Source organism: Janibacter anophelis NBRC 107843, assembly GCF_001570945.1.
GTDB classification, from domain to species: Bacteria; Actinomycetota; Actinomycetes; order Actinomycetales; family Dermatophilaceae; genus Janibacter; species Janibacter anophelis.
Genome location: NZ_BCSQ01000028.1, coordinates 1 through 15,004, shown reverse-complemented (window position 1 = coordinate 15,004; position 15,004 = coordinate 1). Strand labels below are relative to the sequence as shown.

The following is a 15,004-nucleotide window of genomic DNA, read 5'->3' as shown; positions in this document are numbered from 1 at the left end:
CACCCCTGACACACGCGTCACACGCGCACCACGGGCCACCGATCCGCTCGTCCACAGGCACCGCAGCGACGTCGCGAGCGGACCGATAACCTCGCCCCGATGGACCCGCGGACCCTTGTCATCGTGCTCGCGGCGCTGGCCTGCGGCCTCGCCGGGTGGTCTTGGCTGCGCACTGGCGCCTACCGACGCCCGGACGATGAGGGCCCCCTCCCCCGTCACCTGTGGGTCCCGGTGCTCGCCCCCGGCGTCGGACTGCTCGTGGAGCGCTCGCTCGCCGACCGCCCCTGGCCGGTGCTGCTCGCCCCGCTCGCGCTCGGCCTCGTCGGCCTGGTCCTCGCGGCGGTCGACGCGGACGTCCACCGCCTGCCCAATGCCCTCACCGTGCCCCTGTTGCCCGTCGTCGCGGTGCTGCTCACCCTCGCGTCCGTCATGACCGGTGACGGGTCCTCACTGGTGCGGGCCGCCATCGCCTGCGTGCTCGTCGGGGGCGGGGCGCTCGCCCTCTCCTTCGTCCTGCACGGACGCTCCATCGGCATCGGCGATGCCAAGCTGCTCGTCTCGATCACCCCGACGCTCGCCTGGCTGGGTTGGCCGCACCTCGTGACGGGGATCTGGCTCGGGTTCGTCCTCGGGGGCCTCGTCGCCCTCGTCCTGATCCTGCTGCGGCGCGCGACCCGCAAATCGAACCTGGCCTTCGGCCCCTACCTCGTCGCCGGCGCCCTGCTGGCGCTCCCTCTCGCCTGACGTCCCGGGTGGCGAGACACGTGCGCCCAGCGCTCGACAGCGACCCACCCGCATGCGCTAACGTGTGGCGCACAAGGTCACGAGTACCAGCGACAAGCCCCGGCTAGCTGGTCGGCAACCCTCCTCCGCGGTGGGGTGCTCCGGGTGACGACCTGGCCGGCGGCGCAGTGTCGCCCGGCAAGCGCGGATCGCGGTCGAGCCCGGGGTCCGAAGACCTCGAGGAGCACCGCCATGACCGTGTCCGACCTGCACACCGCCACCGCCCTGCCCGAGCTCGTCTCCGCCGGGTTGACCTACCGCGACGCCGACGGCTCGGTCGTGGAGTACGCCCACCTCGACCACGGCGCGACGACCCCGGCCTTCGCCGCCGTCGCGCAGGAGGTCGCCGCGGCGGCCGTCACCTACTCCTCCGTGCACCGCGGGGCCGGCTTCGCCTCCCGGGTGACCAGCTCGCGCTACGAGCAGGCGCGCGAGTCCGTCGCCACCTTCGTCGGGGCCCGCGAGGACGACCAGGTCGTCTTCACCCGCAACACGACCGACTCGTTCAACCTGCTCGCGCGGGCGCTGCCCGAGGGCACAAAGGTCTTCGTCTTCGCCTCCGAGCACCACGCGGCGCTGCTGCCGTGGGGTGATGCCCTGCGCCTGCCGGTGCCGCACAGCCACGACGAGGCGCTCGACCTGCTCGAGCAGGCCCTGCGCAACCACCCGGCCGAGCACCGGCTCGTCGTCGCGACCGGCGCGTCCAATGTCACCGGTGAGCACTGGCCGATCGAGCGGGTCGCGACGCTCGCCCACGAGCACGGTGCCCGCTTCGCCCTCGACGCCGCCCAGGTCGTCCCGCACCGCCGCGTCGACATCGACGCGCTCGGCGTCGACTGGATCGCCTTCAGCGGCCACAAGATCTATGCCCCCTTCGGCGCCGGGGTGCTCGTCGGGCGCAGCGACTGGCTCGACGCCGCCGACCCCTACCTCGCCGGCGGCGGGGCCACCGCCCGGGTCGGCCTCGACACGACCGAGTGGACCTGCGGCCCGGCCCGGCACGAGGCCGGCTCCCCCAACGTGCTGGGCGCGGTCGCCCTGGCCACCGCCTGCGAGATCATCACCGAGCACGAGCGGGCGATCATCGACCACGAGCAGGCCCTGCGCATCCGGCTGCTCGCCGGTCTGGCCGACATCGACGGCGTCCACGTGCACACCCTCTTCGGCGGCGTCGACGGTGCCCCCGTCGCGACGATCACGGTCGACGGCCACGACAGCGGCGAGGTCGCCCGCGTCCTCGGTGACGAGCACGGCATCGGCGTGCGGGACGGCAAGTTCTGCGCGCACCTGCTCGTCGACGACCTGCTGTCGGAGCACGAGCAGGAGACCGCGGTGCGGATCAGCGCCGGCCTGGGCACGACGCCCGCGCACGTCGACCGGCTGCTCGCCGCGCTGCGCTCCCTCTGACCCCTCCTCGGGTGAGCGCGAAGGGGGACCCGGCAGGCCCCCTTCGCGCTCGGGCGGTCAGGCCTCGACGACCACCGGGATGATCATCGGGCGACGGCGGATCTTGCCGCCGACCCAGCCGCCGACCGCGCGGCGCACGACCTGCTGCAGCTGGTGGGTGTCGTTGGTGCCCTTGGCCATCGCCTCGTCGAGCGCAGCGATGATCTTGGGCCGCACCTGGGTGAAGATCTCGTCGTCCTCGGCGAAGCCGCGGGCCGTGATCTCCGGGCCGGCGATCACCTTGCCGGTCGAGGAGTCGACGACGACCATGACGGAGATGAAGCCCTCGTCGCGCAGGATGCGGCGGTCCTTGAGCAGCTCCTCGGTCGTCCCACCGACGCTCGAGCCGTCGACGTAGACGTAACCGCACGGCACGGCCCCCGCAATGCGGGCGCGACCGTCGACGAGGTCGACGACCAGGCCGTCCTCGGCGAGCACGACGTGGTCGGGGTCGACCCCGGTCTGGATCGCCAGGTCGGCATTGGCCACGAGGTGGCGCCACTCGCCGTGGACCGGCATGACATTGCGTGGTTTGACGATGTTGTAGCAGTAGAGGAGCTCACCGGCGCTGGCGTGGCCGGAGACGTGCACCTTGGCGTTGCCCTTGTGCACGACGTCGGCGCCCAGGCGCATCAGGCCGTTGATGACGCGGTAGACCGCGTTTTCGTTGCCCGGGATGAGGCTCGAGGCGAGCAGCACGGTGTCGCCGTCACCGACGTCGATGCGGTGGTCGCGGTTGGCCATGCGCGAGAGGGCGGCCATCGGCTCGCCCTGGCTGCCGGTGCAGATGAGCACGACCTCGTCGTCGGCGAGACGGTCGAGCTTCTTGATGTCGACGAGGACGCCGTCGGGGACGTGGAGGTACCCCAGGTCGGCGGCGATGCCCATGTTGCGCACCATCGAGCGGCCGACCATCGCGACCTTGCGGCCGTTGCGCTCGGCGGCGTCGAGGACCTGCTGCACGCGGTGCACGTGGCTGGAGAAGCAGGCGACGATGATCCGGCGCCGCGCGTTGCGGAAGACCTGGTCGATCGCTCCGGAGATCTCGCGCTCGGGCGTGGTGAACCCGGGGACCTCGGCATTGGTCGAGTCGGTGAGGAAGAGGTCGACCCCCTCCTCGCCGACCCGGGCGAAGGCCCGCAGGTCCGTCAGGCGCCGGTCCAGCGGGAGCTGGTCCATCTTGAAGTCGCCCGTGTGCAGCAGCGTGCCGCCGGCGGTGCGCACGAAGACCGCCAGGGCGTCGGGGATCGAGTGGTTGACGGCGATGAACTCGCAGTCGAAGACACCGAAGGACTCGCGCCCGCCCTCCTTGACCCCGAGCGTGTACGGCTTGATCCGGTGCTCCTTGAGCTTCGCCTCGATGAGGGCGAGGGTGAGCATGGAGCCGACGAGCGGGATGTCGGGCTTGTGCTTGAGCAGGTAGGGCACCGCGCCGATGTGGTCCTCGTGCCCGTGCGTGAGGATGATCGCCTGCACGTCGTCGAGCCGGTCGAGGATGTACTCGAAGTCGGGGAGGATGAGGTCGACGCCCGGCTGGTGGTCCTCGGGGAAGAGCACGCCGCAGTCGATGATGAGCAGCTGACCCTCGTGCTCGATGACGGCCATGTTGCGGCCGACCTCGCCGAGCCCGCCGAGCGGGACGACACGCAGCGCGCCGGGGGCGAGGGGCGGGGGGAGCTGGAGGTCGGGGTGGGGATGGCTCATGCAGTGGCTCCGATCCGGGAGGCGGCGAGGCCGGCGCGCAGCACCTCGAGGTGCTCGGCGGGGCCCTCGACGTAGGGCAGGCGCACGCTCGCGTGCTCGATGACCCCGAGCTCGACGAGGGCGGCCTTGGCCATGATCGCTCCCTGGGAGGTCCCCATGATCGCGTTGGTCACGGGGATGAGGCGGTGGTGGATCTCGCGGGCCGTCGCGAGGTCACCGGCGTCGACGGCCTCGATCATCGCCCGGTAGTGCTCACCGGCGACGTGGCCGACGACGGAGACGACGCCGTGGGCCCCCTGGGCGAGGTGGGCGAGGTTGACCTCGTCGGCACCGGAGTACCAGAGCAGGTCGGTCGCGGCCATGACCTCCGAGGAGGCCCACAGGTCCCCCTTCGCGTCCTTGACCGCGACGATCCGCTCGTGCTCGGCGAGCGCGATGAGCGTGTCCACGGCGAAGGGGGTCGCGGTGCGCCCCGGGATGTCGTAGAGCATGACCGGCAGCTCGGCGGCGTCGGCGATGGCGCGGGTGTGCGCGAGCAGGCCCGGCTGGGTCGGCTTGTTGTAGTACGGCGAGACGACGAGCAGCCCGTCCGCGCCGGCACTCGTGGCGTCGGCGGCCATCTGGATGGCGTGCGCGGTGTTGTTGGAGCCGACGCCCGCGGTGACGAGCAGGCGGTCACCGGCGGCCTGCTTGACCGCCTCGACCATGGCGATGCTCTCGGCGGAGCTGAGCGTCGGCGACTCGCCGGTCGTGCCGTTGACCACGACGCCGTCGTGACCGGTGGCCACGAGGTGCTCGACGACGGCCGCCGCACCCTTCGTGTCCAGCGCGCCGTCAGGGGTCATGGGGGTCACCATCGCGGTGATGACCCGGCCGAAGGGGGAAGTCGTCATGCGGGCCAGCGTAGCCGTCGGTGGTGGCGTCTATCGTGGCGCCATGCGCCAGTACCTCGACCTCCTCGAGCACGTCCGCGACCACGGTGTCGACAAGTCCGACCGCACCGGGACGGGCACGCGCAGCGTCTTCGGGCACCAGATGCGTTTCGACCTCTCGGAGGGCTTCCCCGTCCTCACGACGAAGAAGCTGCACCTGCGCTCGATCATCGGCGAGCTGCTGTGGTTCCTGCGCGGCGAGACCAATGTGCGCTGGCTGCAGGAGCGCGGCATCTCCATCTGGGACGAGTGGGCCGACGAGCAGGGTGACCTCGGTCCGGTCTACGGGCACCAGTGGCGCTCCTGGCCGGCGCCCGACGGCTCGACGATCGACCAGATCGCGCAGGTGATCGAGGGGCTGCGGACCAACCCCGACAGCCGCCGGCACATCGTCTCCGCGTGGAACGTCGCGGAGGTCGGCGAGATGGCGCTGCCCCCGTGCCACACGATGTTCCAGTTCTACGTCACTCCCGGGCGTGACGGCGCGCGTGCGCGCCTGTCCTGCCAGCTGTACCAGCGCAGCGCCGACATCTTCCTCGGGGTGCCCTTCAACATCGCCTCGTACGCGCTGCTGACGATGATGGTCGCCCAGCAGGTGGACATGGAGCCGGGCGAGTTCGTCCACACCCTCGGCGACGCGCACCTCTACCTCAACCACCTCGAGCAGGCCGACGAGCAGCTGGGCCGCTCCCCCGGGCCGCTGCCGCGCATGGAGATCCGGCCCCGGGAGTCGATCGATGCCTACGAGCTCGAGGACTTCACCCTCGTCGGCTACGAGGCTGCCCCGAGCATCAAGGCGCCGATCGCCGTATGAGCCTGCCGCGTCCCACGCCCGAGGAGCTGCGCGGTCGGGTGCCGCTCGTCGCCGCCTCCTACGCCGTGATGACCCGTGAGGGGGACCGGGGCCGCGAGGTGCTGCTCCAGCTGCGCCGGGGCACCGGGTTCATGGACGGCTGGTGGGCCTGCGGGGCCGCCGGCCACGTCGAGGACGCGAGCGCGCCGAGCGAGGCGCTGGCCCGCGAGGTCGAGGAGGAGCTCGGCATCCGGGTCGAGGCGGCCGCCCCGCTCACGACCGTGCAGCGCTCGACCCTCGCCGGTCGGATCGAGCAGCGCGCCGACTTCTTCTTCCACGTCACCGGCTGGTCCGGCGAGCCGACGCTGCGCGAGCCCGACAAGGCCGCCGACCTGCGGTGGTGGCCGCTCGCGGACCTGCCGGAGCAGGTCGTCCCGCACGAGCGGGTCGTGCTGGAGGGGCTGCGTGACGGGGGGCTGGCCCCCTTCGTCGAGCTGGGGCACGACCAGCGGCTCGTGCTGGTCGCCGCCCTCGGCGCCAACCGCGCCATCGGGGTCGACGGCGGGATGCCGTGGCACCTGCCCGAGGACCTGGCCCACTTCAAGGCGCTGACGATGGGCGGCGTCATGGTCATGGGTCGGCGCACGTGGGACTCGATCGGGCGCGCACTGCCCGGTCGCACGACGATCGTCGTCACCTCCGACCACGAGTGGTCGGCGCCCGGGGCCCTCGTCGTGCATTCCTTGGGCGAGGCACTTGTCGTGGCCGGGCCCGGCGAGGTCTTCGTCGTCGGGGGCGGGGAGATCTACCGACAGACGATCGGGCTGGCCTCCCGCCTGGAGCTGACCGAGATCGCCGCCGCCCCGGCGGCGGAGGTCTTCTTCCCCGAGGTGGACCCGACGCTGTGGCGCGAGGTGCGGCGCGAGGCCCGCGACGGCTTCGACTTCGTCACCTACGAGCGTGAACCCCAGGGGTCCACACCGCCGCTGATGAACGACATAGGTTCATTTCTAGGCGAATGAAGCTATGATGTTCACATGACCTCGATCGCCACCCTCCTCGGGGACGTCGTCGGCTCGCGCGAGGCGGCCGACCGCCGAGCGCTGCACGCGCGCCTGACCGAGGTCGTCGCGCAGGTCAACGCGGCGACCGACCCGGTGCAGCCGGTGGCCGTCCGGACCGGCGACGAGCTCCAGGGCGCCTGGGAGCGCCGAGGTCAGGCCGCCCACGCCGCGCTGCTGCTGCGGCTGGGCCTGCTGCCCGAGGTCGAGACCCGCTACGGCCTCGCCCACGGCGAGGTCACCGCCCTGAGCGAGGACGGCAGCGTCCAGGACGGACCCGGCTGGTGGCTCGCACGTGACGCGATCACCCTGGCCAAGGAGGGCGAGACCGGGGCCGCACGGGAGGCGCGGATCGTGCGCACCCGGTGGCGCGAGGACTCCCCCGCCGGGCTGGCACTCGACGTCGCGCTGCAGCACCGCGACCTGCTCATCGCGGGACTGGACCACCGGTCACTGCGCCTGCTCGCCGGCCTCCTCGCCGGGAGCAGCCAACAGGCCCTCGCCGAGGCGGAGGGCATCAGCCCCACCGCCGTCTCACGCCGAGTGCACCGGGACGCGCTGGACCACCTCGTGCGCCTGTCCGACGAGCTGGCGGGCCTGCCGTGAGCGTGCTGTCCGCCCTGCTCGTCGCCATGGGCGTGGCCGACCTGCTGAGTGCCCTCGTCGCACGGCCGGCCGGCTCGACACGCCCCGCCCGCACCGTGCCGATCATCGGCCTTGGCGTGCTCGCCCTCGTCGCCGCAGGCGCCGGCCTGCTCACCACCTGGGGTGGCGTCACCCTGACCGCGCTCGCGGTCGCCGGGCTGGTCGCCTGGCTGGTGTTCGCCGAGCGCGCCGACCGGGGCGAGGGCCACGGGAGGGCCCTGGCCGTCTTCGCCGGGGCGGTGCTCGTGCAACTGCTCCTGTCGGGCTGGGCTCCCCCGGTGGACGGCTGGGTCGCCGACTGGTTGGCGTGGAGCAACCTGCCCTGGCAGCCCTCGCCCGACCGCGCGCTCCTCCTGGCCGGCCTCGTCCTCGTCCAGCTCGCCACGGGCAACCGCGTGGTGCGACTCGTCCTCGTCACCACCGGCGCCCTGCCGGCGCGACCCGTCTCGGGAGGCACCGACGGTGAGCTGCGCGGGGGCCGGCTGCTCGGACCGCTCGAGCGGATCTTCGTCCTCGGCCTGGGTCTGGCCGGCGAGCTGACCGCTGCCGGCCTCGTCATCGCCGCCAAGGGGCTGATCCGCTGGCCTGAGCTGAAGGCCCATGCCGACGACGAGCACGGCGGTGGCATCGACAAGGTGACCGAGTACTTCCTCGTCGGCAGCTTCGTCAGCTGGCTCGTCGCCCTCGCGGCGCTCGTCCTCGCCGCCTGATCGTCCCCCTTCGCCCGCTCCGTATGCTGGCGGACGTGCCGATCCACACCCAGCGCCACGACGCTGTCACCGTCCTGACCATCGACCGCACGCACCGGCGCAATGCCCTCGACCTGCAGACGCTCGAGGAGCTGCACGCAGCGGTCGTGGCCGCCGTCGACTCCGGGGCCCGCGTGCTCGTGCTCACCGGCGCCGAGGGGCACTTCTGCGCCGGCGCCGACCTCAAGGAGCTCGAGGACGTCTCCTTCACCGAGCGCCTGGCGCAGGTCCTGCGCCACCTGGCCGCGGTGCCGATCACGACGATCGCCGCCATCTCCGGCTCGTGCATGGGCCTGGGCATGCAGCTCGCCGTCGCGTGCGACCTGCGCGTGGTCGACGGCGACGCGCGCTTCGCCGTGCCGGTGGCGCGGCTCGGGCTCATGGTCGACAAGTGGACGCTCGACCGGGTCACTCGCTGCTGGGGTGAGGGCGCCGCCCGGCACATGGTGCTCACCGCCGCCGTGCTCGACGGTGACGACGCGTGGCGTCTGGGCTTCGCGCAGGTGCGCGGCGACCTCGACGCGGCCGTCGAGTTGGCCACCGCCACCGCACGACTGGCCCCGCTCTCCCAGGCCGGGTCCAAGGCGGGGATGGTCGCCGGCCCCGGACCCGACCCCGACTACGAGGCCGCCTTCGCCCGCGCCTGGGCCAGCGAGGACCTCGCCGAGGGACAGCGCGCCTTCGGCGAGCGCCGCAGCCCGAGCTTCGTGGGGCGCTGATGACGGCCGCGGACGCGAGTGTGCGCACGGCGACGGTCAACGACGCCCCCGCCGTCGGGCAGACCCAGGCCCTGGTGTGGCAGGAGGCGTACGACGGGATCGTCCCGCCCCGGGTGCATGCCGCCTTCGACCCGCAGGCCTTCGCCACGGCATGGCGCGACGCCCTGCGCACCCCGCCCGAAGGGGTGCACCGCCTGCTCGTGGCCCGCGCCGGTGAGCAGGTCGTCGGGTTCGTCGCCATCGGCCCGAGCCAGGACCCGGACGCCGGCCAGACGACCGGCGAGATCACCGCACTCGGGGTGCACCCGATGCACCGCCGGCAGGGGCACGGCTCCCGCCTGGTCAACGCCGCCGTCGACGTCCTGCGCGAGGCCGGGGCCCAGCACGTGGCGACGTGGTGCCTCGTCGAGCACGAGGGGCTGCGCTCCTTCCTCACCGCGTCCGGCCTGACCCCCGACGGCGCCTTCCGCGACCGCGTCGTCTCCCCCGACGACGACACCGCGCGCGAGGTGCGGCTCATCGCCGCCCTCGTGGAGGAGCCCGGTGACGACTGACCCGCTCGCGGCGCAGCACGCCGCGGCCCGCCGCCAAGGACTGTCCGTCGGGCTGGCGACCGGCATCTACGGCGTGAGCTTCGGCGCGCTGGGCATCGCCGCCGGGCTCGACGTGTGGCAGACCGTCGCGCTGTCCCTCCTGCTCTTCACCGGCGGCTCCCAGTTCGCCTTCATCGGCATCATCGGCGCGGGCGGCAGCCCGGTCACCGCGGTCGCCACCTCGACCCTGCTCGGCATCCGCAACGGCCTCTACGGCCTCCAGCTGGCCCGCGTCCTGCGCCTGACCGGCTGGCGACGGACCGCGGCCGCGCACGTGACCATCGACGAGTCCACCGCGGTCGCGCTCGCGCAGGAGCACCCCGAGGTGCAGCGCACCGGCTTCTGGGCCGGCGGCCTGGGCGTCTTCACCTTCTGGAACCTCTCGACCCTCATCGGTGCCGTCGTGGGCAATGCCATCGGCGACCCTCGTGTGTGGGGCCTAGACGCAGCGGCCGCAGCCGCCTTCGTCGGGCTCATCTGGCCGCGGCTGCGCGACCGCACGGGTCAGGTGACCGCGGCCCTGGCCGCCGCCATCGCCCTCATCGCCTTCGCCCCGACGCCGGCCGGCGTGCCCGTGCTGCTTGCCGCGCTCGCCGCCGTCGTCGTCGGGCTCATCGACTCCGCGCCGAGCCGGGCCCACGACATCGAGCAGCCGGAGGGGGACCTGCTGTGAGCGCCACAGTCCTGTGGATCTCGGTCCTCGCCGCCTGCGTGCTCGGGTTCGTCACGAAGTACCTCGGGTACCTCGTGCCCGAGTCGCTCGTCGACGGCCGTCGGCGCTCGCGCGTCATCGGCCTGCTGCCCGTCGCCCTCCTCGCCGGCCTCGTCGTGACGCAGACCGTCGGCGGCGACGACGGCCTCGTGCTCGACGCGCGCCTCGCCGCGGTCACGCTGGCCGTCGTGCTGCTGTGGCTGCGCGCCAACTTCGTCGTCGTCGTCTTCGCCGCCGCCGCTCTCGCCGCGGGGCTGCGCGCGCTCGGCTGGGGCTGACGCCACACACCGGCCGTGGGGCCGGACCCGAGGATCAGATCCCGAGCACGTGCTCCAGACCGACGGTCACGCCCGGGTGCTTGCCGACCTCACGCACGCCGGTGAGCACCCCGGGCATGAAGGAGACACGGTCGAAGGAGTCGTGGCGGATCGTGAGCATCTCGCCCTCGTTGCCCAGGAGGACCTCCTGGTGGGCCACGAGCCCACGCAGGCGCACCGCGTGCACCGGCACGCCCTCGACGACGGCTCCGCGGGCGCCGTCCGGGTCGTCGGTCGTCGCGTCGGGCACGTCACCGAGACCTGCCTCGGCGCGCGCGGCGCCAATGAGCTCGGCCGTGCGGGTCGCGGTGCCGCTCGGGGCGTCGACCTTGCGCGGGTGGTGCAGCTCGACGACCTCGACGGACTCGTAGAAGCGCGCCGCCTGCTTGGCGAACTGCATCATCAGGACGGCGCCGATGGCGAAGTTCGGCGCGATGAGCACGCCCACTCCCCCCTTCGCCTCGACCTCGGTGCGCAGTGCCGCCGCCCGCTCGTCCGTCCACCCGGAGGTGCCGACGACGACGTGGACGCCGCGCTCGACGCAGTGGCGGACATTGCGCTCGCTGGCTGCCAGGACGGTGAAGTCGATCGCGACGTCCGCCCCACCGAGGTCACCCAGGTCGTCGCCCTCGTCGAGGCGGGCGACGAGCTCGAGGTCGTGCGCTCCCTCGACCGCCTCGCAGGCCGTCGCACCCATGCGCCCCGCGGCGCCGATCACTGCCACCTTCGTCGTCATGGGGACAGCCTACGAAGGGGGTGCCGCGTCTCATCCACCGGCGCGGCGTTCACCTTGTGTTCACTTTGGTGCTAGTGTCGTAAGTGAACAAGACATGAACAGGAGGTGTCCGCCATGACCGTCACCACCCTCAAGAAGACGAGCGAGCCCCGCACGCCGAAGCTGACCTGCACCTGGGTCGCCGTGCGCGGTGAGGACGGCCGGACCCGCATGGAGATGCGCTGGATCGACGAGACCCGTCGCACCGCGCGCCACGCGGCCTGACCGGAGCCACCGCTCCCCCGGACCGAAGCCCCCATCACCTGAGTCGCCGGTGGCGGGGGCTTCTCCGTGCCCGCGCCCGCACGACAGAGGGCCGACCTCCCCGTGGGGAGGTCGGCCCTCTGTCAGGGACCTGTCGGTCAGTCGTCCTGCGACGCGCTGCCCTCGTCCGAGCCGGCGGACTCGCCGGACGAGGAGCCGTTGTCGTCGCCACGGCGACGGCGACGGCGACCGCCGTCGCGGCCACCCTCACGACCGCCCTCACGGCGACCGCCGCGACCGCCCTCGTCGTCACCCTTCGCGCCGGAGGCCAGCTCGGCCTCCTGCTCCGGGGTGAGGACGGCGGCCAGGCTCAGCTTGCCGCGCGGGTCGATCTCCTTGAGCTCGACCTGGACCTTCTGGCCGATGCCGAGGATGTCCTCGACCGCGTCGATCCGCTTGCCACCGACGAGCTTGCGCACCTCGGAGATGTGCAGCAGGCCGTCCTTGCCCGGCGTCAGGGAGACGAACGCACCGAAGGTGGTCGTCTTGACGACGGTGCCGAGGAAGCGCTCCCCGACCTCGGGCATCTGCGGGTTGGCGATCGCGTTGATCGCGTTGCGCGCGGCGTCGGCGGACGGGCCGTCGACCGCACCGATGAAGACGGTGCCGTCGTCCTCGATGCTGATGTCGGCGCCGGTGTCCTCCTGGATCTGCTTGATCATCTTGCCCTTGGGGCCGATGACCTCACCGATCTTGTCGACGGGGACGTTGACCGTGATGATCCGCGGAGCGGTCGGGGCCATCTCGTCGGGAGCGTCGATGGCCTCGTTCATGACGTCGAGGATGTGCATCCGCGCGTCACGGGCCTGGGTCAGCGCGCCGGCCAGGACCGAGGCGGGGATGCCGTCGAGCTTGGTGTCGAGCTGGATGGCCGTCACGAACTCGCGGGTGCCGGCGACCTTGAAGTCCATGTCGCCGAACGCGTCCTCGGCGCCGAGGATGTCGGTCATCGCGGCGTAGCGGGTCTCACCGTCGACCTGGTCGGAGACCAGACCCATGGCGATGCCGGCGACGGCGGCGCGCAGCGGCACACCGGCGTTGAGCAGCGACATCGTCGAGGCGCAGACCGAGCCCATCGAGGTCGAGCCGTTGGACCCGAGGGCCTCGGAGACCTGACGGATCGCGTACGGGAACTCCTCGCGGGAGGGCAGCACCGGCAGGAGCGCGCGCTCGGCGAGCGCACCGTGGCCGATCTCGCGGCGCTTCGGGCTGCCCACGCGGCCGGTCTCGCCGGTCGAGTAGGGCGGGAAGTTGTAGTTGTGCATGTAGCGCTTCTTGGTGACCGGGCTCAGCGAGTCGATCTGCTGCTCCATCTTGAGCATGTTGAGCGTGGTGACACCCATGATCTGGGTCTCGCCGCGCTCGAAGAGCGCCGAGCCGTGCACGCGCGGCAGGACCTCGACCTCGGCGCCCAGGGCGCGGATGTCGGCGAGGCCACGGCCGTCGATGCGGACCTTGTCGCGCAGGATGCGCTGACGCACCTGGGCCTTCTGCGCGGAGCGGAAGGCAGCGGACAGCTCCTTGTCGCGACCGAAGAACTGGCCCGGGGCCTCCTCGGTACCGGCGAGGGAGGCCTTCATGGCGTCCTTGATCTCGTCCAGGCGCGCCTCGCGCTCCTGCTTGCCGGCGATGGTCAGCGCCTGCGCCAGGTCGGCGGAGGTCGCGGCCTCGACTGCGGCGTAGGCGTCGTCCTCGTAGTCGAGGAAGATCGGGAACTCCTCGACCGGCTTGGCGGCCGCAGCCGCCAGGTCGGCCTGCGCGTCGCACAGCGTCTTGATGAACTGCTTGGACGCCTCGAGGCCCTCGGCGACGACCTCCTCGGTGGGGGCGGTCTTGCCCTGGTTCTTCACCAGGTCCCAGGTCGACTCGGTGGACTCGGCCTCGACCATCATCACAGCCACATCGGCACCACCCGCAGCGTCTTCAACCACCCGGCCGGCGACGACCATGTCGAAGGTCGAGCGCTCGATGTCGCTGAAGTTCGGGAAGGCGACCCACTGGCCGTCGATGAGCGAGACGCGCACGGCGCCGATCGGGCCCGAGAAGGGCAGACCGGAGATCTGCGTGGACGCGGACGCCGCGTTGATCGCGAGGACGTCGTACTGGTGGTCCGGGTGGACCGACAGGACGGAGATGACGACCTGGACCTCGTTGCGCAGACCCTTGACGAAGGTGGGGCGCAGCGGGCGGTCGATGAGGCGGCAGGTGAGGATGGCGTCCGTGCTCGGACGGCCCTCACGGCGGAAGAAGCTGCCGGGGATGCGTCCCGCGGCGTACATGCGCTCCTCGACGTCCACCGTCAGCGGGAAGAAGTCGAAGTGGTCCTTCGGGGTCTTGCCGGCCGTGGTGGTCGACAGGAGCATGGTCTCGCCGTCGAGGTAGGCGGCGACGGCGCCACCGGCCTGCTGGGCGAGGCGACCGGTCTCGAACCGGATGGTGCGGGTGCCGAACTGGCCGTTGTCGATCGTGGCCTCGGCGAACTTGATCTCAGGACCCTCCATCGGGCCCTCCTTTTCTCTCTGCGTTCCGGGGGCATCGTCGTTGTGCCCCGGGCGGACTTCGGTGATGACGATCTTCAGTTGTGGCTCGGGCGGAGATTCCCCCCGATACGCGAAGAAGCGGCCCCCAGTGGTCGGGAACCGCTCGACGCGTTGTCCTTATCGGCGAAGGCCGAGGCGCTTGATCAGCGCACGGTAGCGCTCGATGTCGGTGGTCTCCAGGTAACGCAGGAGACGGCGACGCTTACCGACGAGGAGCAGCAGACCACGACGGCTGTGGTGGTCGTGCTTGTGCTCACGCGAGTGCTCGGTGAGGTCCTTGATGCGCTGCGTGAGCATCGCGATCTGGACCTCGGGGGAGCCGGTGTCACCCTCGACGGTGCCGTACTCGGCCATGATCTGCTTCTTGACTTCAGCGGTCAGCGGCATGCGGTGACACTGCTCCTTCTCTGGGTTGTTGCGCGGCGCGCCCGGGCTGGTTCACCGGGGCTCTGTGGATCCGCGGCCGATTCTCACGGCAACCGTTGAAGATTAGCAGCGAGTTCCGCCGGGGCCCTAATCCGCAAGAACCGACGCTGCGCCCCTAGCGTGGCTGTCACGTCCCCGAGGGAGAGGTTTGGCCATGAGCTCATCGACGACGGCGACACCCGGCGCGTACCACACGGCGAGGGTCATCCAGCTCGCCCTGGTCGCAGCCCTCGGCGGCCTCCTCTTCGGCTTCGACACCGCCGTGATCAACGGGGCGGTCGGGGCCATGCGCGAGGACTTCGGCATGTCCTCGGCCCTCACCGGGTTCGTCGTCTCCTCGGCGTTGCTGGGCTGCATGCTCGGCGCCTACCTCGCCGGGCGGATCGCCGACCGGATCGGCCGCATCCGGGTCATGGTCATCGCCTCCGTGCTCTTCACCCTCTCCGCGATCGGATCGGGCCTGGCCTTCGGGCCCGTGGACATGATCTTCTGGCGGGCCGTCGGGGGCGTCGGCGTCGGCGCCGCCTCGGTCATCGCCCCCGCCT

At 71.9% G+C, this 15,004-nt stretch carries 17 protein-coding genes and 1 riboswitch; of the genes, 12 read left to right on the top strand and 5 right to left on the bottom strand.

Going from position 1 to position 15,004, the window contains the following annotated elements; all coding sequences use genetic code 11:
* Window positions 1-99: 99 nt before the first annotated feature.
* Both JAN01S_RS09070 and JAN01S_RS09065 read left to right on the top strand, forming a co-directional pair.
* A complete protein-coding gene (locus tag JAN01S_RS09070) occupies window positions 100-744 on the top strand; it encodes a prepilin peptidase (RefSeq protein WP_068316926.1) in 645 nt (214 codons plus the stop codon).
* A gap of 75 nt (window positions 745-819) precedes the next feature.
* Window positions 820-934: riboswitch (SAM riboswitch) on the top strand.
* Window positions 935-975: 41 nt separating this feature from the next.
* Window positions 976-2,190 (top strand): aminotransferase class V-fold PLP-dependent enzyme, encoded by a 1,215-nt coding sequence (locus tag JAN01S_RS09065; protein ID WP_068316924.1) that lies wholly within the window; start codon window positions 976-978, stop codon window positions 2,188-2,190.
* Window positions 2,191-2,247: 57 nt separating this feature from the next.
* Here JAN01S_RS09065 and JAN01S_RS09060 read toward each other — a convergent pair whose 3' ends face one another.
* Both JAN01S_RS09060 and dapA read right to left on the bottom strand, forming a co-directional pair.
* Window positions 2,248-3,933: a ribonuclease J gene (locus JAN01S_RS09060; RefSeq protein ID WP_068316922.1), complete on the bottom strand. Its 1,686-nt coding sequence runs from the start codon at window positions 3,931-3,933 to the stop codon at window positions 2,248-2,250.
* A complete protein-coding gene (dapA, locus tag JAN01S_RS09055) occupies window positions 3,930-4,826 on the bottom strand; it encodes a 4-hydroxy-tetrahydrodipicolinate synthase (RefSeq protein WP_068316919.1) in 897 nt (298 codons plus the stop codon). Before dapA ends, JAN01S_RS09060 begins: the two co-directional genes overlap by 4 nt.
* A 43-nt stretch (window positions 4,827-4,869) precedes the next feature.
* On the opposite strand from dapA, the gene JAN01S_RS09050 reads away from it, so the two are divergent.
* Genes JAN01S_RS09050 through JAN01S_RS09015 form a run of 8 tightly spaced genes read left to right on the top strand, consistent with a single transcriptional unit; the run spans window position 4,870 to window position 10,415 of the window.
* Window positions 4,870-5,679: a thymidylate synthase gene (locus JAN01S_RS09050; RefSeq protein WP_068316917.1), complete on the top strand. Its 810-nt coding sequence runs from the start codon at window positions 4,870-4,872 to the stop codon at window positions 5,677-5,679.
* The gene (locus JAN01S_RS09045; protein ID WP_068316915.1) at window positions 5,676-6,680 is read left to right on the top strand and encodes a dihydrofolate reductase; all 1,005 of its coding nucleotides are present in this window, start codon (window positions 5,676-5,678) and stop codon (window positions 6,678-6,680) included. Before JAN01S_RS09050 ends, JAN01S_RS09045 begins: the two co-directional genes overlap by 4 nt.
* A gap of 15 nt (window positions 6,681-6,695) precedes the next feature.
* Complete coding sequence (locus JAN01S_RS09040) at window positions 6,696-7,325, top strand: SatD family protein (protein ID WP_068316912.1); 630 nt, start codon at window positions 6,696-6,698, stop codon at window positions 7,323-7,325.
* Entirely contained in the window at window positions 7,322-8,074 is a 753-nt protein-coding gene (locus JAN01S_RS09035; RefSeq protein ID WP_068316911.1) for a hypothetical protein, read from the top strand. Before JAN01S_RS09040 ends, JAN01S_RS09035 begins: the two co-directional genes overlap by 4 nt.
* A gap of 35 nt (window positions 8,075-8,109) precedes the next feature.
* On the top strand, window positions 8,110-8,832 hold the full coding sequence (locus tag JAN01S_RS09030) for an enoyl-CoA hydratase-related protein (protein WP_068316984.1): 723 nt from the start codon (window positions 8,110-8,112) through the stop codon (window positions 8,830-8,832).
* Entirely contained in the window at window positions 8,832-9,386 is a 555-nt protein-coding gene (locus JAN01S_RS09025; protein ID WP_068316909.1) for a GNAT family N-acetyltransferase, read from the top strand. Before JAN01S_RS09030 ends, JAN01S_RS09025 begins: the two co-directional genes overlap by 1 nt.
* Window positions 9,376-10,098, top strand: a complete 723-nt coding sequence (locus JAN01S_RS09020) for an AzlC family ABC transporter permease (RefSeq protein WP_068316906.1) — start codon at window positions 9,376-9,378, stop codon at window positions 10,096-10,098. Before JAN01S_RS09025 ends, JAN01S_RS09020 begins: the two co-directional genes overlap by 11 nt.
* A complete protein-coding gene (locus JAN01S_RS09015) occupies window positions 10,095-10,415 on the top strand; it encodes an AzlD domain-containing protein (RefSeq protein WP_068316904.1) in 321 nt (106 codons plus the stop codon). Before JAN01S_RS09020 ends, JAN01S_RS09015 begins: the two co-directional genes overlap by 4 nt.
* Before the next feature lie 34 nt (window positions 10,416-10,449).
* Here JAN01S_RS09015 and dapB read toward each other — a convergent pair whose 3' ends face one another.
* On the bottom strand, window positions 10,450-11,190 hold the full coding sequence (gene dapB, locus JAN01S_RS09010) for a 4-hydroxy-tetrahydrodipicolinate reductase (RefSeq protein WP_068316902.1): 741 nt from the start codon (window positions 11,188-11,190) through the stop codon (window positions 10,450-10,452).
* A 114-nt stretch (window positions 11,191-11,304) separates the two neighbouring features.
* Between dapB and JAN01S_RS16920 the strand changes: the two genes are divergently transcribed.
* Window positions 11,305-11,454: a hypothetical protein gene (locus tag JAN01S_RS16920; protein WP_157075679.1), complete on the top strand. Its 150-nt coding sequence runs from the start codon at window positions 11,305-11,307 to the stop codon at window positions 11,452-11,454.
* 137 nt (window positions 11,455-11,591) lie between these two features.
* On the opposite strand, the gene JAN01S_RS09005 is transcribed toward JAN01S_RS16920, so the two are convergent.
* Complete coding sequence (locus tag JAN01S_RS09005) at window positions 11,592-13,994, bottom strand: polyribonucleotide nucleotidyltransferase (RefSeq protein ID WP_068316899.1); 2,403 nt, start codon at window positions 13,992-13,994, stop codon at window positions 11,592-11,594.
* 156 nt (window positions 13,995-14,150) lie between these two features.
* Complete coding sequence (gene rpsO / locus JAN01S_RS09000; protein ID WP_068316896.1) at window positions 14,151-14,420, bottom strand: 30S ribosomal protein S15; 270 nt, start codon at window positions 14,418-14,420, stop codon at window positions 14,151-14,153.
* 193 nt (window positions 14,421-14,613) lie between these two features.
* Here rpsO and JAN01S_RS08995 point away from each other — a divergent pair.
* On the top strand, window positions 14,614-15,004 hold a 391-nt coding region (locus JAN01S_RS08995; RefSeq protein WP_157075678.1), incomplete at its 3' end, for an MFS transporter.